Consider the following 23,977-nt stretch of genomic DNA (forward strand, 5'->3'; position numbering starts at 1 on the left):
TAGCGTGAATCACTAGCGCGATGTCATTATTTAATAGTCTGAGAGGTCACCGGCCATACCGGCAGCGTCAGCTCATTAGCTAGGTCGCAAGATAAAGCCGACCATTATATAACGTTAGCAGCTAGATGAGTGCGCTAAGTTGACTTTTCAAGAGCAGATTATTGCAAGATTATATCAACGCCAAGCATAAGTTGGTCATATAAAACAATGAGATAACGACTCGCAAGTAAAGAAAAAATATTGTCATTATAAAATTGATTCTGTATTGTTAATAAATGCAATAGAACATTTCTTCTTTCTTACCTGAATTATTCAAACGCACGTCTACACATACTCTTTTGCCGCCTAGTATTCATGATTAATTATCCTTAAGGATTTATGGGCACAGTACGGCCTTTTATAGTACTTTAAGTTATAAAAATATCAATAGTTAAGTCGGTTAAGTTATAAGAGCAAAGTAGTACTTTTAATTTTTTGCCATTATGTACAGACCATTTTAATTAAGATTACGTATTACCACCTAATTGATTGCCACCAATACCTAGCATTGGCACTCTTCTTCGTGGTCACTATTATCCAAGGACTATCACCATCATGAGTGCCTCCAAAAAAGTTGGCTTTTTTAATCAAGTCAGTACCCAAGTAACCACTATTTTATTTATTGCTTTTGCGGTCGTACTGGCGGTCGTCGTTTATGTTGTTGATAAAGAGGGCTATGAGAAAATCCGCCTTGAATCTGCAAAATTGGTGGCTGAACGTGGCAATACCGCGGTAAATAGTATTTCAGCCGATATCAATCGGGTGATGCGTAGTGCCTTGCTACTACAGCAAAGCGCGCAAACCTTGCCCACAGAAGAAGCAATTTTACAAACCAGTACTGCCAATGCCTTTGATAAGCGTGATTATAGCCTATTAGGTAGTGGTGGTATTTGGCCTGAAAAAGGCGCACTTGGGGCAAATACCGCGACCCATCCATTTTTGATGGTTCGCCAAAACGGTGATTATCAAGCGGTGTTGAGCGATCCAAATCCTACCAATCCTTATTATCAAGAAGATTGGTTTAGCGTCTTAAAACTGCTCAAACCTGAGAGCTGTATTTGGAACCATGTGCGCGCCAGCCAAACCAAAGGCGAGCTTGCGATGAGCTGCGGTGTGGCAATCGAGCGTGACAATCAGTTTTGGGGTGCCAGCACGGTTAACTTTACGCTGAATCAGCTACAAGAAAACATCGTCAAGTTAAGCGAAAGCTCAGGCTCAGGCTACATTCTACTCTTGGATAATAGTGACAAGGTGATCGCCTCCTCTAACCCTGAACGCTTAAGCTATATTGATGAGAAAACGGGTACGCCGCTTGATATCAAACAAGTCATCAACTCAGACCCTGCTTGGCAACCCGTGCTTGATTTCTTAGATGTCCAACGTAATGAGATCATCGAACAAGTCGCCGCTAGCGTCTCACCACAAGTTCAGCAGGTACTGACCACGCTTGATAAAGCTGAGACTGGTACGGCAAAGGGCTATTATTTGGTGAACTACGCCGCTTACCTGAATAACGGTGAAAACAAGCAAAACGCCATGGACAGCCGCTTATTACAGAGCTTTGAGTTGACAAAAGACAGTTACTATAACGGCAGTCAAGCCTATGTGTTTGAGATTCCTGAGACTTATTGGAAGCTGATCGTTGTCCAACCTGATGCTGAAATTAACGCCATTGCAGATAATCTCAGCGAAAACTTGGTTAACTGGATTGCATTAGCACTATTGATTACGGCTGGCGTCATTTACTTCATGCTGACCTTCTTAGCATTCAAACCCTTGAAAGAAACCACTGATAAAATCTCGCAAGCGGAAAACTTAATTAATAATAAGCAATACAATAAGCTGAGCGAGGTTAAATTCGCAGAAGGTCGCAACGAGATTGGACTGGTGAACGGCTCTATTAATGACCTACTAGACCGAATCCAGTCTAACGAAGGTAAGCTTGCCAACATTAACCAACAGCTAGAGATTAAAGTCGAAGAACGTACCGCTGAGCTACAAGAGACGCTAAAAGAGCTGAAAAACTCGCAGCTACAATTGATTCGTTCAGAAAAAATGGCAACGTTGGGACAAATGGTGGCAGGCGTTGCTCATGAAGTGAACACACCTTTATCATACGTGCAAAATAATCTTGAAATTATTGGTCAGTTAACTGAGCAATACGAAGAGCTGATTGAATTGGTACAAGGATTAAAAAGCGTTAAAACTGACGCGGTGACTGATGGCAAAATTGACAAGCTATTGGCAGATATTATCCGTGCTTCTGATGAAATCCAAGAAGACGACCTATCAGCTGAATTAAAAGAGCTGATTAAAGATTCGTTATTTGGCGTCGAGCAAATCACTGAGATGGTACTAAACCTACGCAACTTTGCCCGTCTTGATGAGTCAAAAGTAAAAACCATCGATGTGCGCGAATGTATCGAAGCCTCGCTTAAAATCGCTGGCAACTCCATTAGACATCAAGAGATTGTGACTGATTTTGCGCCCACGCCTGAAGTGAAATGCTCACCGTCGCAAATTAACCAAGTCTTGGTCAATCTACTGAACAATGCCGCGCAAGCCATGGGAGAAAAACCTGATGGCAAAATCGAAGTGCGCACCCGTGCCGATGATCACCATGTTTATATTGATGTCATAGACAACGGTAAAGGTATGAGTCCAGAAGTTCTCAATCAAATCTTTGAGCCGTTCTTTACGACCAAAGGCGCAGGTGAAGGCACTGGTCTTGGTATGGCAATCAGTCAGCAAATTATGGAGCAACATAATGGCGATATCAAAGTCGTATCGACCGAAGGCGTTGGCACCACATTTACGTTAATACTGCCGATTAATAATAACTTAACAGAGCAAAACCTAGTCGCGTAAGCGCTGGGTCAGCTGTCCTGTTACGTAGAACATATTTAGATATTTAACGACTATTATTCATCATCATAAGGATATCATCATGAATGAATTAGAAAATGACTTAACCACAGTTGAAAGCAGCGCTGAGTCAAAGCCGAAGTTGGCATTTATCGACGATGAACAACGCATTTTACGGTCTATGAAACTGCTGTTTCGTAAGACCCATGACGTGTTTATCACCACCGACCCGACTGAGTATATTGACTATATCAAGAACAACCATGTACACGTGGCGGTCAGTGACCAGCGGATGCCTGAGCGAGTCGGTGTGGATATCTTACGTGAAGTAAAAGATGTCTCACCGTCTACCATGCGTATTTTATTGACGGGCTATGCCGATTTAAACGCCATTATTGGCTCTATTAACGATGGTGAGATTTATCGTTATTTGACTAAGCCTTGTAAATCTGAAGAGCTGATCACCGTGGTCGGACGCGCTACCGAAATCGCCTTGACCTATAATCCAGACGAAGATGCCGACCAATTCGACAGTTCAGGTAATAAGCAAACACTGCTGGTGATCGATGAAACCAATGAGTTGATTGAGCAAATACGTAAGCAATTTTCTCACAGTTATAAAGTACTGCACGCTGAGAGTTTAGAAGAAGCGTACGATTACTTGGCGAATGAAGATATCGGTGTTTGTATCACCGATATCAATGTCAGTGGTGAGAATATCGCGCCGATTATCTTTACCTTAAAACAAGATGCGCCGCATTTAGTGGTTTTGGTACAGACTGAATTTCAAGACGCTGGCTTGCTGATTGATTTGATTAATAAAGGTCAAGTCTATCGCTGCTTGCCGAAACCGATGCGCGCCAGTCTGCTTGAGATTAGCGTCAACCGTGCGTTTCAGCATCATGCGAAGCTGAAATCCAGCCCTGATTTGGTCAAACGCTATGAAGTCGAGCATGACCCTGAAAACGACGTTCGTATTGACTTGAGTAGTCGCGTACGTAGCCTTATTGGCAAATTGCGTAAACGCTTTTCTTTATAAGTGCATAAAACCAAATAAGCACAAAAGACTACCGTCTCAATCAACAAAACCTCTATTTCAATATTGAAGTAGAGGTTTTTTGCTTTGTACTTTTTTGATGGATTTTTTGACGTGCTTTTTGACTAAAATCACCAACGTGCTACATTAAGTCGATCATTATTAAAATCATTTTAAAATAACTATTTAATAAGGAATAACCATGCGCGCGGTTTTTTTAGATAAAGGCACTTTTTCTGATGGCATCGACTTGCCAGCCCCAGACGGCATCAGCGATTACCTCACTTATGATGATACCCCAAAAGATGCTGCTGTTATCGTAGAGCGCTGCAAAGACGCCGACATCATTATCACCAATAAAGTGCAAATCAGCGCTGAAGTGATAAGCAAATTGCCCAAGCTCAAGCTCATTCAACTGACCGCTACTGGTATGAACAACGTCGATCAAGACGCTTGTATTGAGCACCATGTGGCGCTTTATAATGTCGCAGGTTATGCAGTCAAAAGTGTGCCCGAACATACCTTTATGCTCATGCTCAACGCCATGCGCGCGGGTATTTATTATCATCAAAAAGTCGCTGATGGCACATGGCAGGCAAACGGTAATTTTTGCCTACTGGATATTCCGCTAATAGATTTGGAAGATAAAACGCTAGGTATTATTGGGGTCGGTACCATCGGCAAACGCGTGACCGACATTGCGCGCGCTTTTGGAATGACAGTATTGTGGGCGGAGCAACAAGGACGCGCACCGCGCAATGACGACTATACTGCGTTTGACGACGTACTGGCGCAGTCTGATGTACTGAGCTTGCACTGCCCATTAAACGAGAAAACTCAGCACCTGATTAATGCAGATACTTTAGCAAAAATGGTCAAACAGCCGCTCATCGTCAATGTCGCTCGTGGTGGCATCGTGGATAGCCAAGCGCTGACTGATGCCATTAACAATGAGCAAATCATCGGCTACGCCAGCGACGTTTTTGAGCAAGAGCCAATCACCGCTGACGACCCTTTATTGACCATTGCCAAGCATCCGCGCGTTATATTCAGCCCGCATAATGCGTGGGGCAGCAAAAGCGCGCAAGAAACCTTGTGGCAGATCTTAAGCAAACAAGTTGCTGATTTTATTAATAGCCATTAAAAAACATTGAGCAAACGACTGTAACCAAGCGACCTTAACGACTAAAACGTAACCAATCATCTTTTATTTTGCGATGTTTGAGCATGATGCGGTCGCTTAGGTAGTTGTTTGTCACCCGCCAAGGATAGACATCGCCTTGCTTGGGTAGCTCGTGTTGAGCGCGCTTGACATATCCTGAGGATAGCGCGCCCATCACCGTATCTGTCTGCGTAAGCGCTTTGGCATCTTTAGTCTGTGCTTGTGGCAATACCACTTGATAGCGATGCTGATGCATATAGCCCAGCAGTCGCATCACATACTGACACGCCAAATCGATTTTTAGCGTCCATGAGGCATTGGTATAGCCAAATAGCGCCACCATATTTGGCAACTCTTCAATCATCACCGCCTTATAGGTCATGCGCGAGCCGATATCGATTGCTTGCCCATCGATATATACTTTAGCGCCGCCGAGCATTTGTAGCTTTAGTCCTGTCGCTATGACGATGATATCAGCATCGAGAGAGTTACCCGATTCGAGCATGATGCCCGTCTTGGTAAAATGGCTGATTTGATCGGTGACGACGCTGGCGCGTGTGCCATGCAATGCTTTGAATAAATCACTGTCTGGCACCGCACATATTCGCTGATCCCAAGGATTATAGTCCGGTACAAAATGTGCCACATCGATACCGCTACCCTTTAGCTCTGTTTTGACACCGCGTTTTAATAACGCTTTCATAAGCTTGGGTGCCAATATAGCCGCTCGATAAGTGCCTTGTTGAATCAATACATTACGAGTACGCAGCAGCGTATAAGCTTGCTCTTTCGACAACGGTGAAAATCTGCCTGCTAGCCAATCAAGCGTATAATCATCGCCCGGTACACTTGCCACATACGTGGGAGAACGCTGTAGCATAGTGACGTGACGAGCGCATTGCCCACCGGTTTCATCCGCCAAAGCTGGCAGCAATGTCATCGCTGTGGCACCGCTACCGATAATAACTACCTTCTTATCGTCATAATCCACATTTTGCCAATGCTGCGGATGAATGATCTCACCTTGAAAATCTGCTTCTTTATTAAAAGAAGGACGATAACCTTGTTCATAATCGTAGTAACCCGTGGCGCCAACGACGAACTTTGCCGTTACCGTAAACACCTCACCGCTGGCATGATTTTTTACCATCGCCGTCCATTGTTGATGGCTACTTGACCAAGACAGCTGCTGCACCTCGTGCTGATAGCGAATATGTTCGCTGATACCAAACTCACGCGCCGTATCAGCAATATAGCTTTTAATATCACCGCCTTTTGCCAAAATCCTGTGATTTAGCCATGGTCTGAAACTGTAGCCAAACGTCAAGGCATCAGAGTCAGAGCGGATGCCTGGATAGGTAAATAAATCCCATGTACCACCCAAATTTGCTCGTTTTTCTAACACCAAAAATCGCTGTGCACTTTTCTGCTGTTGTTTTGATGATTTGCGTTTCTGCGTACTTGGACTTTTATAACCAAACAGTCCTTTGTGTTTTTGCTGCTGCAATCGGCACGCCATACCAATACCGGCAATTCCTGCACCGATAATCAGTACTTCATAATCCACTGGTGTGTCTGAGAGTGCCGATTGAGGTTTGAAGCGTTTCTTAACTGCCTGTTTGGCTGCCGTCATATCAAGCATAATACGTTCCTTGTTTTTGCATGATGGGTTTAAAAAATTTGACATAAATTCATTTAAAAAGGGCTTGGGCTTTCCCAATCCATCCACGCACCAAACGTAGGATGCTTGAGACGCAATTGCTGAGCATGGAGATTAAGCCTTGGCGCAATCGCTAAAGCCGTGCCTTCTGCATAAATAGGATCGCCAATCATCACATGACCAACATGCACCATATGGACGCGCAGCTGATGACTACGACCCGTGACCGGCTTTAGCATTACGCGCGTGACTGTCTGACCGTTGCATTGCTCATGGCTGATGACTTCATATAAAGTTAAGGCATGCTTTGACCAGCTAGGATCGACGATATGGCGCGGTTTCGTCTCCGGCTCATAGCGCACTGGTACGGATATTTCACCCGTTGCGCCGGCACGCTCCCACTCTCCAAAGACGCGTGCCTGATATTTTTTTTGTGGCAGCCGTTCAATGAATTGCTTACTAATATGGGTTTGTGCTTCGGCATTCTTGGCAAAAATGAGCAGCCCTGAGGTATCCATATCCAGACGATGAATCAGCTTGACTGCGGGATTGGCACGCTCAAGTCTCGCCAGCAAACTGACCTTGAGCGTTTTGCCATCGACACTCAACAGACCTACAGGCTTATCAACCACCCAAATATCATCATCTTCGTAGACAGTAATCTGTTGCGCAAATGCTTGAAAAAACTCAAGCGGATAGGCGTTTTCTTGAGCATTGAGGGCGTTGACTTCTTCAGCAGTAAAAGGCATAAAAATAGGCACTTATATAAATGGGCTTGAATGATTAATGAGCTTACATATGAAAGCTGTCTTAAGTGGTAGATATTAGAGTATAGATATAGTGTTATAAACCGCTTATTTTTGAGCAAAAGACACAGACAGGATTATCAAGTGACAGATAAAACCATGCCTGTGTCGTTATGTGTCGATTTATTGTGCTAATCGTAATTGTTAAACAATTTAACCAGCCTGCATCTGTTAACCCTGAGCAAACATGTTAATATAATGGCACATTTTAACCACTTCTAAACGCTTCTTTGGTCACTCATCATTCTATTATGCAACAAATATATTAGTTGATGGATGGCGATAGAAATAATAAAACAAGAGAGATAAATTATGTCAGACCTTATTTTACATACTACCGATGCCGACTTTGACAAAGACGTATTGCAATCAGATGTGCCAGTATTGGTAGACTTCTGGGCAGCATGGTGTGGTCCTTGTAAAGCAATCGCCCCTATTTTAGAAGATCTAGCCACTGAGTACCAAGGCAAAGTTAAAATCGTCAAAGTTGATGTGGATAGCAACCCACAAGCAGCCAGCCGTTTTGGTATCCGTAATATCCCAACACTATTTGTCTTTAAAGATGGCGAAAAGGTTGACTCAGTGATGGGTCTACAGCCAAAAGCTGAATTGGCAAAAGTGTTAGACAAGCATCTCTAAGTTGAGACTTGCTCGTTTTGCATCAGCATTCTAAAGAGACAGCAACACCGTCGAAAAAGCCATTATCTAACGTAGATAGTGGCTTTTTTGCTTGTTTTTTATGCAAAAAACTCAATTAGACGACTTTTTTGGCAAAATTTATTGACAATACTGTTGTGAAGACCGTATAGTCTGCTGACAACAGAAAACTAACGGTTTTCCTAACTGTCTTATCGCTATTCTCCTCGTGTTTATCAACAAAAACACAATCGTCGTTATAAACACCATTGCTGAACGAAATGACTAAACACAATTACTGATATTGAGTTTTTGACGCAGACTCTTATGTAGACTTCTTTATCCTTATTTCTTATTACCTTGCATAAACGATTGCAATTCGTATATAAGCTGACACGTAATATCCAAACTACATAAATCCAGCTCTGTGCACGCACCCTCTATCACCATACTATCGTTGTTTTAATCACTGTCGTGACTTGTGCTGCTAATGGCATCTCTCATCTGATCAATTGCTAATGACCTATCTATGAATCTTACTGAATTAAAGAAAAAATCAATCGCTGAGCTATTGGCTATCGCCAAAGAAATGGGTCTTGATAATATGGCGCGTAGCCGTAAACAAGACATCATCTTTGCTATCCTAAAAACCCATGCGCGGAACGGTGAAGCCATTTATGGTGACGGCGTACTTGAGGTTCTTCCGGATGGTTTTGGCTTTTTACGCTCATCAGAAGGCTCATACTTAGCCGGTCCTGATGACATTTATGTCAGCCCTAGCCAAATTCGTCGCTTTAGTCTCAAGACGGGTGATAGTATCGCTGGTACGATTCGTCCACCAAAAGATTCTGAACGTTATTTTGCGTTATTGAAAGTTGGCGAAATCAACTTTGATACCCCAGATCGCTCACGTCATAAGCTTATCTTTGAAAACCTGACACCACTATTCCCAACTGAGCATTTAAAACTCGAGCTTGGTAATGGTACCACTGAGGATCTGACGGGTCGTATCATCGATCTAATCGCGCCGATTGGTAAAGGTCAGCGTTCTATCATTGTTGCACCGCCGAAAGCGGGTAAAACGATGCTGCTACAGACCATTGCTCAGTCGATCACTCGTAATAACCCTGAATGCTACTTAATTGTCCTATTGATTGATGAGCGTCCAGAAGAAGTCACCGAAATGGTACGTACGGTACGCGGCGAAGTGGTTGCCTCTACCTTTGATGAGCCGCCACAGCGTCATGTACAAGTCGCTGAAATGGTTATCGAAAAAGCCAAACGTTTGGTCGAGCACAAACAAGACGTGGTTATTTTACTGGATTCAATTACTCGTTTGGCGCGTGCTTATAACACGGTTATTCCATCGTCAGGTAAAGTGTTAACCGGTGGTCTGGATGCCAATGCGTTAGAACGCCCAAAACGCTTCTTCGGTGCTGCTCGTAATGTTGAAGAAGGTGGTAGTTTGACCATTATTGCCAGTGCGCTTATCGATACGGGTAGTAAAATGGACAGCGTTATCTTTGAAGAGTTCAAAGGTACTGGTAACCAAGAGATTACGCTTGAGCGCGATCTGGCTGAAAAACGTGTCTTCCCTGCGATTAATATCAAAAAATCTGGTACACGCCGTGAAGAGCGTCTGCTTGATGAAGATAAACTGCGCAAGGTTTGGATTTTACGCAAGCTATTACAGCCGATGGATGGTGTACAAGCCACTGAGTTCTTACTGGACCGCTTAAAAGAAGCGAAAACCAATGATGAATTCTTTGAGCAGATGAAGCGTAAATCACAGAACTAATGATAGATCCGTGCTGCTTTCCCATACTCAATAGATAAGCCACTTAAGCAGAAAAGACCGCATTCGTGCGGTCTTTTCTTTTTGTATTCATTTTTTATATATTCAGGCATGTCCTGAATTTAAGAATGGCAATAAAAATGAGAACAGACCTTAATACCTCACTATTAGACGCCAAAAGCACTATTTTTAAAAACAGTTAGCTTACTATCAATATAAATACAATAACCCTAAGCAAAACCCCTACCAACGATACAGTGGAGAAACATCCTTTACAGGCTATTTGCAAAGCTTAGCGCTTTTACTACGCCTAGAAATTATTATATGGGTTAGTATAGGAGCCAGTATAGATATACTCTGCTATCACGTGTTGATAGCAGTATAATTTTCGAGATATTTAACATCCTTGATGTAATCCTTACTAATGCAGACCTTTGTATGTCTTGCGGTAGCACAATAGATTATTCTAAGATACTTGCCCAAATATTTTAATACAACCTACTATCGGTATTAAAATTAGTGGTAATAAAAATATCGTATTTTGAGTTTGATAAACTAACTTGATAACCTAACAGGTGATACTATGAAATTTGCTAAAACTATCGCAATGACTGCTCTTACTAGCTCTGCCCTTATCATGGGTGGCTGTGCAACTAACGGATACAATAGTGGCTTGAGCAATACCGCTAAAGGTGCTGCTGCCGGCGCTGCTGCTGGTGCACTTATTAGAAGTGGCGGCGATAGCAAAGACATCGCTCGTGGCGCACTTGGTGGTGCTGCAGTAGGTGGCGCTGGTGCTTACATTCTTAACAACAGCAGATAATCGCTAAATGATTATTTGGTGCTATCAAGACCGTTTTTAAGCATTTTAACTGTGTGTATTTTAAATCTATTGAATATGGCTAAAACGCTCTAAAATACAAAAAGCCTGCAATCGATATTGCGGGCTTTTTTGTTTCTAACTCATGAGTTGAAAGTAAATCCGCTTATCATGATATCCAGTACACTTATAGCGCCCCGCTAAAAGTATCACAAGACTGCACGTTGCCACTTTCCAAACCACGAGTGAACCACTGAACACGCTGCTGACTGGTGCCATGAGTGAAATTATCAGGTACGACTGCTCCACCGCTAGCACGCGCTAAACGATCATCACCAATTTGACCAGCGGCATTGATAGCCTCATCAATATCACCTGCCTCCAAAAACTGTACACGCTCTTGGTTGCGTTGTGCCCAAACCCCAGCAAAACAATCAGCTTGCAGTTCTTGTAGTACTGATAGCTTATTGGCTTGTGCACGAGTGACTTGACGGCTGGCTTCATTAACTTGCTGGCTAATGCCTAACAAAGTCTGTACGTGGTGACCAACTTCATGCGCAATAACATAAGCTTGCGCAAAATCACCCGCTTTACCTTGATTATCTTGGTCGCCAGAGCCTTGCTTATCACCCGTTATACCGAGATTTTGGCGCATTTCTACAAAGAAAGATTTGTCTAAATAGACAGTCTGATCGCCTGGGCAATAAAACGGGCCCGTCGCGGAGCTAGCACTGCCGCAGGCTGAGCTAACTTGACCATTGAAGAGAATCAATGATGGCTCCTGATAGGTGCTGCCTGCTTCTTTAAATATCTGATGCCAAACTTCTTCAGTATCAGCCAATACTACTTTGACAAACTGCGTATCTCGATCGTTACTTGTCGCAGGTTCGGTAGCGGCACTGCTATTGCCACCGCCTGCTACTACTTGACCCGTCTGTAAAGCGGTCATTGGATTTACCCCAAATACTAGCCATAAAATGCCAGCAATAATAATACCACCGATACCACCGCCTATCATTTTGCCGCCACCACTGCTGGTGCGCACATTGGAACTGCCGCGTCTACCTTGCCATTTCATTGTTTCATTCCTCAAATATACGATATATATTGCTACTCGTATTGATGATTTTTTATATAGTGTAATTTTGACTCAATTCTTTATTTTTTGATCAAATCCGATTTCTGATACGTAAGTAGTGACAAAGTATTTTTGATAAACGCTACTTTACTAGGCTCTTGATATTGCACTAATCAAGACATTTAATGACTATTAAACCCCTAATAGATACAATAGATGTTTAAAAAGCATAGTAGAAATCAAGACATCGAAAAAGTCATCAAAATAGGTTGATGTCATTGATTATACGTCTATTAATTTGGCTCGTTGTATTAAAAATTATAACGAATAAGTGATGTAAAACACTATTTACAATTTTATTGTTACTTAATTGTACAGCCTATTTCTATTTATATAGAAATCCTATAGAATGCGTGAAAGCTGAGTAGCTGTAACTAAGACTAGTTGAATTCTGAGAAATCTCAGCTTTCAACCTTTTTTGCTGCTACTGATCATTTCATTTTCCCGGAGAAAACCTTATGAACTTAAAATTACTTGCTCTAGCTGGTATCATGACTGCAACTATGGGCCTTACTGCCTGTGACAGCAACAAAGAAAACGCTGCTGAAGATTTATCTGACGCACAAGAAGAAGTGCAAGATGCATCAGAAGAGCTAAACGAAGCTGCTGCTGAAGGCGAAGTAACTGCTGATGCTGACGCTGCTGTTGCTGAAGCTGAAGCTGACATCGCTGATGCTCAAGTTGCTACTGCTACTGACGAAATCGATGCTGAAGTACCTGTAGACGGTACTACTACTAGCGTTGACGTAGCTAGCGAAACTCCAGCTGTAGACGCAGCTGACGAAGTTGTAGTTATTGAAGAACCAGCTCAGTAATTTTATCGTTTATATGATAGAAATACTGTAGTAAAAAAAAGAGAGCCTAAGCTCTCTTTTTTTGTGCGTGTCATTTGCCATCGTTCATGGTTATTCATAGCTAAATATGATATTTAATGTCTCTGATCAAATGTAGATCCACCATCTCACATTAATAATAAAGCGCAACTTTAACAACCATCATGAAGTCATGATATATTTATATGTTCAGTTTTATACGATTGACAGTTACTGCTACTCGTCAAAGAGACGCTCATCAACTTGTTGACGGAATTTTTGCCCTGTTTTGAAAGTCACCACGCGGCGTGCTGATACAGCGACTGGCTCCCCTGTCTTAGGGTTGCGACCTGGACGGCTATTTTTATCTTTAAGCTCGAAGTTGCCAAAGCCTGAAAGCTTGACCTCTTTGCCATCAATTAAACTCTCTGACAATTCATCAAAGAAATTCTCTACCAAACAGCGGCCTTCTTGGCGTGTTAGGTCAAGATGACTCATCAAATGCTCAATCATGTCAGATTTGGTTAAGGTGCTCACAGTACGACTCCTATGCTATGTCGTGATGTCGAATATCATGGTTTAGCGGTATGAGGGTTAATGCTAGCTATTATAAAGGTTTTCTAACCTCTTTTTAACAAAGACTGCTTTAAAATCCTTTATTAATAACCACTTAACTATTTTTATGAAAAAAAATTTTATAAAATCATAATTCTTATAAATAGCAATGCCCTATAGCCTCTTGAAGAGTGAGGCTACAGAGCATGTCTATGATAAGAGTTATATGTTAGCTGTCACGCAACTTTGCAGCATGTTGCTCAGTTAGTGCTTGCACCACTTTGTCAGTCGCGGTTTTAATGGCGTCATCAGATAGCGTTTGTGCATTGTCTTGCCATATTAGCGCAAAAGCTAATGAGCGCTGACCAGCTGGCACGTTGTCGCCTTGATACACATCAAACAACCACAGATCAGCCAATAGCTCACCAGCTGCCGCGCGTATCGTCGACTCTAATGTCTGTAAGCTGATCTCGCTGTCTACTAAAATGGCAATATCACGGCGTACTTGTGGAAATTTGCTTGGGGTGGTGATGGTATGCTGCTCACGGGCAAGGGTCAGTAATGGCGCAAGTGATAATTGAGCAACCCACGTAGCCGGCAAATCTAACTGCTTAGCCGTGTTAGGATGCAATTGACCCAACCAACCAATATATTCATCATCAATATAGAGCTTAGCACTTTGACCTGGATGCAAGAAAGCAAGCTCACTGCGCTCATAGCGAATACGGGCGCTATCCATTTGTGCAGGTAATAACTGCTCAATATCATGCTTAAGATCATAAAAGTCTAACGCACGGTTTTGATACGCTTGCTCGTCCCAGACATCGCCAACTGCTACTAACGCAATACTTGGTGTCTGCACCAACTCACTAATACTTTGACCAACAAAGCTAAGCCCTGTTTCAAAGAAACGCACGCGCGGCTGCTGACGATTGAGATTGTACTGCACGCAAGGTAATAAGCTTGATAACAAAGTACGGCGCATCACGGCTAAGTCACTAGAGATAGGATTGGCCAGTGCCAACACTTCTCCTAGAGCTTTATCATCAAGCAAGGCTTCTATTTTTGCGTCACTAAAGCTAAAGCTAATGGCTTCCATATAGCCATTATCGACCAGCGCGAGCTTCATCTCGTGTGTCAAGTCTGCGGTATCGTCATAATCCATGCTGACTTGCAAATGCGGCAACACGCTTGGAATATTGTCATAGCCATAGATACGCGCAATTTCTTCGATGAGGTCTTCTTTGATACTCATGTCAAAGCGATACGATGGCGGCGTGCAAATCAGGCTATCGGCTTGCTGCACTATCTCAAAGCCCAATTGGGTTAAGATACGAACCATCACTGCTGGCTCAATCTCAATACCGATGACATCACGAACTTTAGCAATTGGTAAAGTGATCGGTGCGCGAGCTGGTAAATACTCACTGCTTTCTGCTTTTACTATTTGTCCGGCTTGCCCACCAGTAACGCTAGTAATCAAATCAACAGCACGTGCCAGTGCCAGCTCTGGTAACTCAAAGTCTACCCCACGCTCAAAACGTTGTGAGGCATCGGTATGTAACCCAAAACGACGTGCGCGCGCGGCAATAGCTAGCTGACCAAAGAAAGCGCTTTCTACAACAATATTGGTGGTGCTATCAGTGACACTACTACGCTGACCGCCCATGATTCCGGCAAGTGCAAGTGCGCCTTTATCATCAGCGATGAGCAATTCATCACCGGTTAAGGTAATGGTTTGCTCATTCAATAAGACAATCGTTTCTTCAGGCTGTGCCAAACGCACAACGATATCACCCTCGATAGTATCGGCATCAAAAGCATGTAGCGGCTGACCCAATTCCATCAACACATAGTTGGTCACATCAACCAAAAAGTTGTGCGAGTGTAGTCCTGATTGAACCAGCGCATCTTGCATCCACTTTGGCGTATCGATACTACGATCAATATTGCTGATTGATTGTAGTAAATAGCGTGGGCACGCTTCAATTGCACTAACCGTTACCGCTGGCGTAGCAGTATAAGTACCGTTATCAGTAACTACCACATTGGTAGGAATCTCAGGCAGCTGCATTGGCAAATCATTGATAACTGATATTTCGCGTGCAATACCGCGTACACTAAAGCAATCACCGCGATTTGGCGTGATAGAGATGTCTAAGATTTGATTGTCTAAACCTAAATACTCACGGATATCCATACCAATTGGTGCATCTGCTGGCAATTCAAGCAGACCATCAATGTCATCGACTAAATCAATTTCAGACGCGCCGCACAGCATACCGTTAGAGTCGACACCACGTAGGTTACCATTTTTAATTGTGAAGCCTTTCTTGTCATCGCTTGGCAATACGGCACCAACGGTAGCAACGGGTGCTTTCATACCAACAGTCACATTGGGTGCACCGCAGACAATTTGTAATGGCTCAGCGGCACCAATATTAACCTGCGTAACGCGCAGTTTATCGGCATCTGGATGCTGCTCAACGCTGATGACTTCACCGACAACCACACCACTAAAGGCACGGGCAACCGCATAGCGATCATCAATCTCAAGTCCTGCCATCGTGAGTTGTTCGGCCAATTGCTCACTGGTATTGTTGGGGTTTACCCATTGACGTAGCCACTGTTCGCTAATTTTCATAAATATCTCAGATCAGAATTTTATAATAAAGGTTTTGGAGTAAAGGTAGAGGTATTATTAAATAATAAAATCTAGCCAAACTGCTTTAAAAAGCGTACGTCATTTTGGAAAAATAAACGCAAATCATCGATACCATAATATAACATCGCGAAGCGCTCAATCCCCATTCCAAAAGCAAAGCCAGTATATTTTTCGGCATCAATACCGCAGTTGGTCAGTACTTGTGGGTGTACCATACCGCAGCCCATAACCTCAAGCCATTTACCATTGTCATCGAGAATATCCACTTCAGCTGACGGCTCAGTAAATGGGAAAAATGACGGACGGAAACGTACAGTCAATTCTTTGGCAAAAAATGCTTCCAAGAACTCACTAATCAGACCCTTTAGCTCAGCAAAAGTGCTCGACTCAGTAACCATAAGCCCTTCTAGCTGATGGAACATCGGCGAATGCGTTTGATCCGAGTCATTGCGATAAACGCGACCTGGGCAAATAATGCGAATAGGCGGTTCATTCTTTTCCATGGTGCGAATCTGCACGGGGCTGGTATGCGTACGCAGTAGATAATGCGCATCAAAATAGAAGGTATCGTGCATCGCGCGTGCTGGATGATGCGACGGAATATTAAGCGCCTCAAAGTTATAATAGTCGCTTTCGACTTCAGGACCAGTAGCAACGTTAAAACCTGCTTGTATAAAATACTGCTGCATACGCTGGGTAATCATGGTCACTGGATGCAAATGACCTTTTTGACCACCGCGAGCAGGCAAGGTGATATCAATACTTTCGCTTGCAAGCTTAGCATTTAATGCAGCCCCTTCTAGCTGCTGCTGCTGCGCTGTCAACGCATCTTGAATACGGCTACGAACTTGGTGTAACCAGCCGCCGTAGGTTTTTTTATCGTCGCTGCTGAGTTTACCCATCTGCTTTGACCAGCCAGTTAATGGGCTCTTTTTACCGGTCAATTGCACACGCAAATCTTGCAACGCACGCACATCATTTACTTGTAGAACCAAGGCTTCAGCGGCACTGGCCAACTCATTTAGTTGAGCTTCATTAAGCTCGCTTAGCTCTGTGGACAAGGTCGGTAGCGCCGACAAATCGGTGGTAGCAGCAGGGGTAGTCATAAGATGCATTCTTCCTGATTTAAACGGACTATTAATAATAGTGATTGGTAATTGTAGGGATTTGACCAAATATTGCAAACCATTTACCCAGTCATTCAAAAATAATACCAGTGATATGAATGGCTTGAATATTTAGACGATAATAAAAGCTATCTCAACAAAGCATATTTAGCGCTGGTGCTCAAAAAATGCGGTAACATTAGATAATGTGATATAAAAAAAGCCACCGACCAGCGGTAGCTTTTATTAATATCATACTATTAATCAATATTATCCCTGTCCATATAGATAACTACTTGTAAATTCTGACTAAACAAGCAGCAACCCTAAAGGAAGGTTAATATTTATGCTAATGCCGCTTTTGCTTTTTCAACCAACGCTGTGAAAGTCGCTGCATCATGCATAGCGATGTCAGCAAGTACGCGACGATCGACAGTGATGTTAGCCAATTTCATGCCATTGATAAAGCGGCTGTAGCTTAAACCGTTTAAGCGTGCACCAGCATTGATACGTGCAATCCAAAGACGACGGAAGGTACGTTTTTTGTTGCGACGGTCACGATAAGCATATTGACCAGCTTTGGTCACTGCTTGTACCGCTACGCGGTAAACACGTGAACGGGCACCGTAGTAGCCTTTTGCGCGTTTTAGGATTTTTTTGTGACGACGATTCGCCTGTACACCACGTTTTACACGGGCCATAAATTACTCCAAGATTTCTTTAATCATTATTAAACGAATCACGATGTCATCGAATAGTAGACATCGCTATCAGATTGCAAAGTCAGATATTTTTAATATAGTCGCTATAAATTAAACAGCACTTAATTAAAGCTAAATGACGATAGCCTACTAGATGTATGGGCACATGCGACGAACTGCTGCTTCGTCAGACTTGTCCACCATCTTTAGACCGCGCAACTGGCGAATACGCTTAGCTGATTTCTTGGTCAAGATATGGCTTTTGTTTGCTTGCTTACGCTTGAAGCCGTTCGCTGTTTTTTTGAAGCGTTTAGCTGCACCGCTTCTGGTTTTCATCTTAACTTTCATGATGATTTGCCTCTTTGTCTTTGATAGAACCTGGTCGTCAAATAGTTAATAACGAATAGTGGCTGTAAAAACACCCACTAAACCTCTATTTGCCTCGAGGTGGGAGGCGGTATTTTAGCAGATAATGCACTGTTTTGCCAAGGAAACTTTTACGCCTCGCCTAGGGCGTGTCCTCAATCTGAACAAAAGCAAATAAACGGACTAAAAACGGTTAGATTTTGCCAAGCTACGTCAAATAGTTGATTCATATCTCGATATTATTTGCGCTATTTTCCTTGTTTGACTGCAATTTATATCATTCTTATCATCATTTTTAAAATGATGATACGCCCTAGTAGGCATGACAGTGGATAATGGGTATGAGCCCATTCATAAAGATTTTAGTCAAAACACTCATAAAACTGCGGATTTACCGCCAAATAGATTGAATGTCAGCTTAAGCTGTGCTTAAGTAGAGACTGAACCTTATTATAAGCTGAGCGTTAATAATACAAAGTTATTTATCACACTTATCGAGCGCCTATCGTACGATGATGACGCTACCAACCTACACCATGATTAGTAGAACTCATAGCCTGCAATCAATCTAGGAGATAACGTGTCAAAACAAGAATTAGACTTTGATAACGACATATTTGTCTTTGAAACAGTGATGCGTGTGCGTCATATTGAGCTTGATATGGCTCAGTACCTGACGCTCGAATCATTGACGGCATTGCTATGTGAGGCGCGGCAGAGATTTTTTTACTCTAAAGGTATTAAAGAGATCGATGCAGATTATCACGGTTTAATTATCAATGAGTTACAGCTAAGTATTGTCAGTCGCATACGGGCGCGTGAAGAGCTATTATTTGAAGTAGGCGTTGAGCCGTTATACGATAATGGTGGCACTATAGTGATAAAAATTACCCGTATGCATACTGGAGAAACAGTAGCCAAGGCGCGGCAGCATTTTGTCAATTATGACTTTCGCCTCAATAAGTCGATTGCGCTTGATAAAATCATGAAAGAAGCGCTGTACCCACATCTCTATAGAATTTGATATTGAGGACATGCCCTAACGCCAACCGCTTTTTTATTCAGACCATAGATAGAATCCGTTACGATTCATTTATTCCCCTTTGATTTCTATATAAATAAGAAGACAGATATATTATGACTTTACCTGCTTGGCTGGCTGCCATAAAATTTAATGATGATGGTTTGATTCCTGCAATTGCTCAAGATCATAAGTCTGGGCGTATTTTGATGATGGCTTGGATGAATGCCGAAGCACTACAGTTAACTGCGCAAACGCAGACAGCGGTTTATTTTTCGCGCTCACGTGCCAAATTGTGGCATAAGGGCGAGTCATCGGGTCATACTCAGACCGTACATGATATTCGCTTGGACTGTGATGCAGACGTGATTGTCCTTAGTGTCACTCAGGCTGGCGGTATCGCTTGCCATACTGGTCGCGAGTCTTGCTTCTATCAGCGTTTAGATTTGTCGGGCCAAACGCCGGAATGGCAAACCGTCGATAAGGTATTAAAAGACCCTGCTGATATTTATCATTCAAGCGATACAGCAAAAGCCATTCCTAAAAGTAACGAGACGCAGGCTCACGATGTAATCCCTTCAGATGCCAAGCACAGTCACCATGACAACGAAACTACCAATCGCTCTATTTTGCAGCAGCTTGACGGTGTATTGGCAGAGCGTAAACAAGCGGATGCTGATAGCTCGTACGTGGCAAGCTTATACGCAAAGGGTTTAAATAAAATTCTAGAGAAAGTTGGTGAAGAGAGTACTGAAAGTATCATTGCCGCCAAAGATTTTGCCAATTGCGACGAAAATAGTAATAAAGCGCAATATGATGACGCTCGTCACGAGCTTATCTATGAGGTGGCCGATGTCTGGTTTCATACATTAGTAGGACTGGCGTGGTTCGATATTGAGTCGGATGCGGTATTAAACGAGCTAGGTCGACGTTTTGGTCTATCAGGTATCGATGAAAAGGCGGCGCGATAGTTTCTATAAGCTTGGCGATTGCCCTGTTTGATTATTGTTGATTTCACCTTTTTGTCACAAGTGCAGGTTATAATATAGCTCTGTTTTACTTCGCATTGTATGCCAAGGCTGTTTATTGAGTATAACGATATTCGATACACCCAAAGTAGGCATACAAAGACTGAAAACCAAGACACAAGGATACCTTTATGGGTAGTTTTTCTATTACGCATTGGCTGATTTTATTGGTGGTAGTGGTGGTCGTATTTGGCACCTCAAAGCTTAGAAATGCTGGCAAAGATTTGGGCGGCGCAGTCAAAGGCTTCAAAGAAGCGGTCAAAGACGAAAATACTGAGCATGTTAAAAAGCATGTGGTGCTCGATCATGATGGCAATGCACACACTGAAGAGCGCCCAACAACCACCAAGGTTGATGACACGCATAATGTATAGCCTCTAGACAGTGACCTTTTATACAATGACATCGGAACATTATGTTTGATATCGGCTTTTCTGAACTACTCCTCTTTGGTGTTATCGCCCTAATCGTCTTGGGACCAGAAAAACTGCCACAGGCAGCGCGTACCGCTGGGCAATGGTATGCCAAAATTCGCCGCACGGTATCCACCCTGCAATCTGAAATCGAAGCTGAGCTTGATTTGGCAGAGACCCGCCAGCTTATGCAAAAAGAGCTGGCCAAAATTCGCCAGACTGAAGCAGATATGAGGCGTGAGATGGCGGAGATGCGCGGCAGTATGCAAGAGTTTGAATCCTCGCAAAACCAGCATTTAAAAGCATCGCGTGATCCAGGCAATGACAATACGCCTAGTCAAAGTAGTCAAGCCAGTAGTGAGAATGATGATAATCGACCAGTGCAGCCAAAAGCGTTTGACTACGCCTATGACAGTAATAGACAGGCTGAGAAACCAGAAAGCCCTGAACAGTCATCGGCACAAGGTGATAATGATAGTCCAAAAACTGACTGTAACGATAGCGCCAATCCAGTGTCTCAAACCATCACAACTAGACCGTGGGAAAATATGTGGTTTCGTCTTGGTGCTTATGATAAAGCGCGTCGTTTGCCGCAACCGCCCTACTTACCAAATTATAAAGCCGATATCTTACTAAACAGCCATATAGACAGTCCTTTACCTAAACAGGCTTCTGTTAATGAGCAGGAGAGTCATTAGTGGGCTTATTTAAACGTAAAAAAAGCCGTCAAGAAAAAGTCGCGGATTCAGATATTGAGACCTCAACAGCTACCATTGATGGTAATGTCGACAGCAATACTGAGGACTCTGGCGATATCTTAAGCTCACTTGGTGATATGCCTATTACTGAGCACTTAATTGACCTACGTCGTCATTTGATTAAGATATGTGTTGCCGTACTGGTCATATTTTTAGCCTTGGTCGGATTTTCACGCGAGCTCTATGATTTTTTGTCCAACCCATTGGTTGCTCAGTTACCTGCCAACGCAACGATGATCGCGACGGATATCACTTCCAACTTTATGGCACCGATACGCCTGACTGTTTTTGTCGCAGCATTCTTTGCAATGCCCTACATTTTGTATCAAATCTGGTCGTTTGTCGCACCCGGTTTATATAAAAAAGAGAAAAAAATCGCCATTCCCGTTTTGATGTCCTCTATATTTTTATTTTATGCGGGTGTGGCTTTCTCTTATTTTATTGTCCTCAAAGGCGTTCTCAAATTTTTTATTATGTTCGCGCCGCAGAACGTCTTGCCAATGACCGATATCGATAGTTATTTAAGTTTTGCACTCAAACTCTTTATGGTATTTGGTTTAACCTTTGAGATTCCAGTCGTCACCTTGCTATTGATATTGACTCGCGTCGTCTCCATTCAGAGCTTAGAAGATAAACGCCGTTATATTATTGTCGGCTGTTTCGCCGTTGCTGCGGTCGTGACACCGCCTGATGGGGTGTCGATGTTGATGCTCGCCATTCCGATGTGGTTGTTGTTTGAGCTAGGATTATTTTTAGCAAAAGTATTAATTAAAGAAGAACACAGTCCTGCCTTAGCAAGCGATACAGGGTTAAGTAAAGAATAACATCGCTAATCAGGCACTTATTCCAAAAACAGCCAACGCGCTAATCTGTTACTATAACCTCTTATTTCCACCTTTATTTTCTATCAGTTTTTGTATTATTGTCATATGCACTTGCAAATATTTTGCAAGTGCATATGACGAGTCAGCCATTGTCTATGCAGTGGCTTTTTTTACCCCCGTCATTTTTGATCCGTTTTACTCTTTTAGGTAATTTTTTATGTCCGCATCTATGCCAGCTTATATGAGCGATCCCACTGATGAGCAACTAAGCGCGCTCAACATGGCGATGGATCACAAGTCATTTAAAGTAGTGGCTTATGCGGGTGCTGGTAAAACGACGACCTTAAAACTGATTGGTGAGCGTTTGCGTGGACGCGGCTTATATTTAGCCTTTAACAAAACAATTGCCAATGATGCACGCTCAAAGTTTCCACCACATGTGGAATGTCGCACTTTTCATTCGCTTGCCTATCGTCATGTCGCCCGTGATATCACTGCTAAGCTGTCGTTGCCGCGTTTTTCACCCAAACGTCTGGGTGATGATTTGGGTTTGCAGCCCGTGCAAGTGCGTCGGCAAATGGATGGTATAAACAAATATATTACCCTTACTCCAGCCCGATTATCGCGTTTTGTCAGTGACGCCGTCAGCAATTTTTGTAGTACGCATGCCAGTTATCCTGCACCAAGGCATATTGAATTTCCAAGTTGGCTCGATGAGTCAGATGCCGAGCAGCTGCGCGAAATGCTCTACCCTGCCGTTGAGCAACGCTGGCTACAGTCGATTGATGCGCGCCATCCAGCTGGTATCGGGCATGATATTTATCTGAAACTTTGGGCATTATCAAAACCAAGCATTCCAGCAGATTTTATTTTGTTTGATGAAGCGCAGGATGCAGATCCATTAATGATGGGAATTTTGACCCAGCAGCCACGGCAAGTGATTTATGTGGGTGACGCTCATCAGCAGATTTATGAATGGCGCGGCGCAGTCAATGCCATGAAAAAATTACCTTTACCGCAAACCTTATTGACGCAGTCTTTTCGCTTTGGCGAACCGATTGCTGAGATTGCCAATACTTTGCTCAAAGCATTGCAAGAAGATGTCCCGTTAAAAGGCAATCCTAATAAGCAATCCTCTACTGATAAGGGCATGTTACATAGTAAAAAAGATGCCATTCTTTGCCGCACCAATGCGGCAGCAATGTCGCAACTATTGACTGGACTCAAGCTCGGTCACCGTGTGGCACTACAAGCGGATACCGATCGTATGCTTAAATTCTGTCAGGCAGCCGAAAATTTAAAAAACGGTAAGTCTGCGTACGGCGTACCCGAACTGGCGTATTTTTATAATTGGGGTGACGTTCAAGAGTATTCTGAAACCAATGAAGGCAGCGATCTAAAAACTCTGGTGAAATTGGTCGATGATCATGGCACCAATGTCCTGAGCCAAGCGGTCAATAGTCTCACCAGTATCGAAAATGCTGACTATGTTATCTCCACTGCCCATAAGGCCAAAGGGCTCGAATGGGGAAAGGTACAGCTCGATGATGATTTCTATTATGATGTGACGACCAATGCGATCAAGATCAGCCCTGAAGAGTTGCGTTTGCTCTACGTCGCTTGCACACGTGCCCAGAGCAATTTGGACATCCATAATATTAAAGACTTGATATCTGGTTTGCAGACAGGCAAAAAAGTGATTTTTGGTAATACTTAATTTTTCTCAGTTAGTCACTCTCTGTATTTGCCACCCTAAACCTCTAGCCTACCT

At 43.0% G+C, this 23,977-nt stretch carries 21 protein-coding genes; 13 read left to right on the forward strand and 8 right to left on the reverse strand.

All coding sequences use genetic code 11. The features are described from left to right. Positions 1-594: 594 nt before the first annotated feature. The 3 genes from AK822_RS13095 to AK822_RS13105 all read left to right on the forward strand — a co-directional run bounded on the left by AK822_RS13095 (position 595) and on the right by AK822_RS13105 (position 5,084). Complete coding sequence (locus AK822_RS13095; protein WP_060491951.1) at positions 595-2,907, forward strand: sensor histidine kinase; 2,313 nt, start codon at positions 595-597, stop codon at positions 2,905-2,907. Positions 2,908-2,986: 79 nt separating this feature from the next. Beyond that, a complete protein-coding gene (locus AK822_RS13100) occupies positions 2,987-3,943 on the forward strand; it encodes a response regulator (RefSeq protein WP_060491952.1) in 957 nt (318 codons plus the stop codon). 199 nt (positions 3,944-4,142) lie between these two features. After that, the gene (locus AK822_RS13105) at positions 4,143-5,084 is read left to right on the forward strand and encodes a D-2-hydroxyacid dehydrogenase (protein WP_060491953.1); all 942 of its coding nucleotides are present in this window, start codon (positions 4,143-4,145) and stop codon (positions 5,082-5,084) included. Between the two features lie 34 nt (positions 5,085-5,118). On the opposite strand, the gene AK822_RS13110 is transcribed toward AK822_RS13105, so the two are convergent. Both AK822_RS13110 and AK822_RS13115 read right to left on the reverse strand, forming a co-directional pair. Then, positions 5,119-6,744 (reverse strand): flavin-containing monooxygenase, encoded by a 1,626-nt coding sequence (locus AK822_RS13110; RefSeq protein ID WP_060491954.1) that lies wholly within the window; start codon positions 6,742-6,744, stop codon positions 5,119-5,121. A gap of 53 nt (positions 6,745-6,797) precedes the next feature. Continuing rightward, entirely contained in the window at positions 6,798-7,511 is a 714-nt protein-coding gene (locus tag AK822_RS13115; RefSeq protein WP_060491955.1) for an RluA family pseudouridine synthase, read from the reverse strand. A gap of 369 nt (positions 7,512-7,880) precedes the next feature. Here AK822_RS13115 and trxA point away from each other — a divergent pair, with 369 nt between their 5' ends. The 3 genes from trxA to AK822_RS13130 all read left to right on the forward strand — a co-directional run bounded on the left by trxA (position 7,881) and on the right by AK822_RS13130 (position 10,822). Next, on the forward strand, positions 7,881-8,207 hold the full coding sequence (gene trxA, locus AK822_RS13120) for a thioredoxin (protein WP_060491956.1): 327 nt from the start codon (positions 7,881-7,883) through the stop codon (positions 8,205-8,207). A gap of 526 nt (positions 8,208-8,733) precedes the next feature. Next, entirely contained in the window at positions 8,734-10,002 is a 1,269-nt protein-coding gene (rho, locus tag AK822_RS13125) for a transcription termination factor Rho (protein ID WP_055125334.1), read from the forward strand. Positions 10,003-10,582: 580 nt separating this feature from the next. After that, positions 10,583-10,822 carry a hypothetical protein gene (locus tag AK822_RS13130; protein ID WP_055125335.1) on the forward strand — a complete coding sequence of 80 codons (240 nt, stop codon included), beginning with the start codon at positions 10,583-10,585 and terminating at the stop codon, positions 10,820-10,822. A gap of 184 nt (positions 10,823-11,006) precedes the next feature. Here AK822_RS13130 and AK822_RS13135 read toward each other — a convergent pair whose 3' ends face one another. After that, positions 11,007-11,897 carry a KPN_02809 family neutral zinc metallopeptidase gene (locus AK822_RS13135; protein ID WP_045452448.1) on the reverse strand — a complete coding sequence of 297 codons (891 nt, stop codon included), beginning with the start codon at positions 11,895-11,897 and terminating at the stop codon, positions 11,007-11,009. A 518-nt stretch (positions 11,898-12,415) separates the two neighbouring features. Between AK822_RS13135 and AK822_RS13140 the strand changes: the two genes are divergently transcribed. Beyond that, positions 12,416-12,772: a hypothetical protein gene (locus tag AK822_RS13140; protein WP_045452446.1), complete on the forward strand. Its 357-nt coding sequence runs from the start codon at positions 12,416-12,418 to the stop codon at positions 12,770-12,772. A 234-nt stretch (positions 12,773-13,006) separates the two neighbouring features. On the opposite strand, the gene AK822_RS13145 is transcribed toward AK822_RS13140, so the two are convergent. The 5 genes from AK822_RS13145 to rpmI all read right to left on the reverse strand — a co-directional run bounded on the left by AK822_RS13145 (position 13,007) and on the right by rpmI (position 18,144). Continuing rightward, entirely contained in the window at positions 13,007-13,306 is a 300-nt protein-coding gene (locus tag AK822_RS13145; protein ID WP_045445928.1) for an integration host factor subunit alpha, read from the reverse strand. 247 nt (positions 13,307-13,553) lie between these two features. After that, positions 13,554-15,968 carry a phenylalanine--tRNA ligase subunit beta gene (gene pheT / locus AK822_RS13150; protein WP_060491957.1) on the reverse strand — a complete coding sequence of 805 codons (2,415 nt, stop codon included), beginning with the start codon at positions 15,966-15,968 and terminating at the stop codon, positions 13,554-13,556. Positions 15,969-16,039: 71 nt separating this feature from the next. Further along, positions 16,040-17,095 (reverse strand): phenylalanine--tRNA ligase subunit alpha, encoded by a 1,056-nt coding sequence (pheS, locus tag AK822_RS13155; RefSeq protein WP_087945654.1) that lies wholly within the window; start codon positions 17,093-17,095, stop codon positions 16,040-16,042. A gap of 344 nt (positions 17,096-17,439) precedes the next feature. Further along, positions 17,440-17,796: a 50S ribosomal protein L20 gene (gene rplT / locus AK822_RS13160; protein WP_025651520.1), complete on the reverse strand. Its 357-nt coding sequence runs from the start codon at positions 17,794-17,796 to the stop codon at positions 17,440-17,442. 150 nt (positions 17,797-17,946) lie between these two features. Next, positions 17,947-18,144 carry a 50S ribosomal protein L35 gene (rpmI, locus tag AK822_RS13165; protein ID WP_010197866.1) on the reverse strand — a complete coding sequence of 66 codons (198 nt, stop codon included), beginning with the start codon at positions 18,142-18,144 and terminating at the stop codon, positions 17,947-17,949. A 598-nt stretch (positions 18,145-18,742) separates the two neighbouring features. Here rpmI and AK822_RS13170 point away from each other — a divergent pair. The 6 genes from AK822_RS13170 (at position 18,743) to AK822_RS13195 (ending at position 23,923) form a co-directional block, all read left to right on the forward strand. Then, a complete protein-coding gene (locus AK822_RS13170; RefSeq protein WP_060491958.1) occupies positions 18,743-19,186 on the forward strand; it encodes an acyl-CoA thioesterase in 444 nt (147 codons plus the stop codon). Between the two features lie 113 nt (positions 19,187-19,299). Then, the gene (gene hisIE / locus AK822_RS13175) at positions 19,300-20,154 is read left to right on the forward strand and encodes a bifunctional phosphoribosyl-AMP cyclohydrolase/phosphoribosyl-ATP diphosphatase HisIE (RefSeq protein WP_060491959.1); all 855 of its coding nucleotides are present in this window, start codon (positions 19,300-19,302) and stop codon (positions 20,152-20,154) included. A 188-nt stretch (positions 20,155-20,342) separates the two neighbouring features. Continuing rightward, positions 20,343-20,585, forward strand: coding sequence for a Sec-independent protein translocase subunit TatA (gene tatA / locus AK822_RS13180; RefSeq protein ID WP_060491960.1), 243 nt, complete (start codon positions 20,343-20,345; stop codon positions 20,583-20,585). 41 nt (positions 20,586-20,626) lie between these two features. After that, a complete protein-coding gene (tatB, locus tag AK822_RS13185) occupies positions 20,627-21,322 on the forward strand; it encodes a Sec-independent protein translocase protein TatB (RefSeq protein ID WP_060491961.1) in 696 nt (231 codons plus the stop codon). Then, on the forward strand, positions 21,322-22,206 hold the full coding sequence (tatC, locus tag AK822_RS13190; protein WP_060491962.1) for a twin-arginine translocase subunit TatC: 885 nt from the start codon (positions 21,322-21,324) through the stop codon (positions 22,204-22,206). The genes tatB and tatC overlap by 1 nt, the downstream gene beginning before the upstream one ends. 217 nt (positions 22,207-22,423) lie before the next feature. Further along, positions 22,424-23,923 carry a UvrD-helicase domain-containing protein gene (locus AK822_RS13195; protein ID WP_060491963.1) on the forward strand — a complete coding sequence of 500 codons (1,500 nt, stop codon included), beginning with the start codon at positions 22,424-22,426 and terminating at the stop codon, positions 23,921-23,923. Positions 23,924-23,977: the final 54 nt, after the last annotated feature.

The sequence above is a fragment of the Psychrobacter sp. P11F6 genome (assembly GCF_001435295.1).
Classification (GTDB): domain Bacteria; phylum Pseudomonadota; class Gammaproteobacteria; order Pseudomonadales; family Moraxellaceae; genus Psychrobacter.

Coding starts and splice junctions, on each gene's coding strand:
- AK822_RS13095 (WP_060491951.1), top strand. CDS start 595: ATGAGTGCCTCCAAAAAAGTTGGCTTTTTTAATCAAGTCAGTACCCAA.
- AK822_RS13100 (WP_060491952.1), top strand. CDS start 2,987: ATGAATGAATTAGAAAATGACTTAACCACAGTTGAAAGCAGCGCTGAG.
- AK822_RS13105 (WP_060491953.1), top strand. CDS start 4,143: ATGCGCGCGGTTTTTTTAGATAAAGGCACTTTTTCTGATGGCATCGAC.
- AK822_RS13110 (WP_060491954.1), bottom strand. CDS start 6,744: ATGCTTGATATGACGGCAGCCAAACAGGCAGTTAAGAAACGCTTCAAA.
- AK822_RS13115 (WP_060491955.1), bottom strand. CDS start 7,511: ATGCCTTTTACTGCTGAAGAAGTCAACGCCCTCAATGCTCAAGAAAAC.
- trxA (WP_060491956.1), top strand. CDS start 7,881: ATGTCAGACCTTATTTTACATACTACCGATGCCGACTTTGACAAAGAC.
- rho (WP_055125334.1), top strand. CDS start 8,734: ATGAATCTTACTGAATTAAAGAAAAAATCAATCGCTGAGCTATTGGCT.
- AK822_RS13130 (WP_055125335.1), top strand. CDS start 10,583: ATGAAATTTGCTAAAACTATCGCAATGACTGCTCTTACTAGCTCTGCC.
- AK822_RS13135 (WP_045452448.1), bottom strand. CDS start 11,897: ATGAAATGGCAAGGTAGACGCGGCAGTTCCAATGTGCGCACCAGCAGT.
- AK822_RS13140 (WP_045452446.1), top strand. CDS start 12,416: ATGAACTTAAAATTACTTGCTCTAGCTGGTATCATGACTGCAACTATG.
- pheT (WP_060491957.1), bottom strand. CDS start 15,968: ATGAAAATTAGCGAACAGTGGCTACGTCAATGGGTAAACCCCAACAAT.
- pheS (WP_087945654.1), bottom strand. CDS start 17,095: ATGACTACCCCTGCTGCTACCACCGATTTGTCGGCGCTACCGACCTTG.
- rplT (WP_025651520.1), bottom strand. CDS start 17,796: ATGGCCCGTGTAAAACGTGGTGTACAGGCGAATCGTCGTCACAAAAAA.
- rpmI (WP_010197866.1), bottom strand. CDS start 18,144: ATGAAAGTTAAGATGAAAACCAGAAGCGGTGCAGCTAAACGCTTCAAA.
- hisIE (WP_060491959.1), top strand. CDS start 19,300: ATGACTTTACCTGCTTGGCTGGCTGCCATAAAATTTAATGATGATGGT.
- tatA (WP_060491960.1), top strand. CDS start 20,343: ATGGGTAGTTTTTCTATTACGCATTGGCTGATTTTATTGGTGGTAGTG.
- tatB (WP_060491961.1), top strand. CDS start 20,627: ATGTTTGATATCGGCTTTTCTGAACTACTCCTCTTTGGTGTTATCGCC.
- AK822_RS13195 (WP_060491963.1), top strand. CDS start 22,424: ATGTCCGCATCTATGCCAGCTTATATGAGCGATCCCACTGATGAGCAA.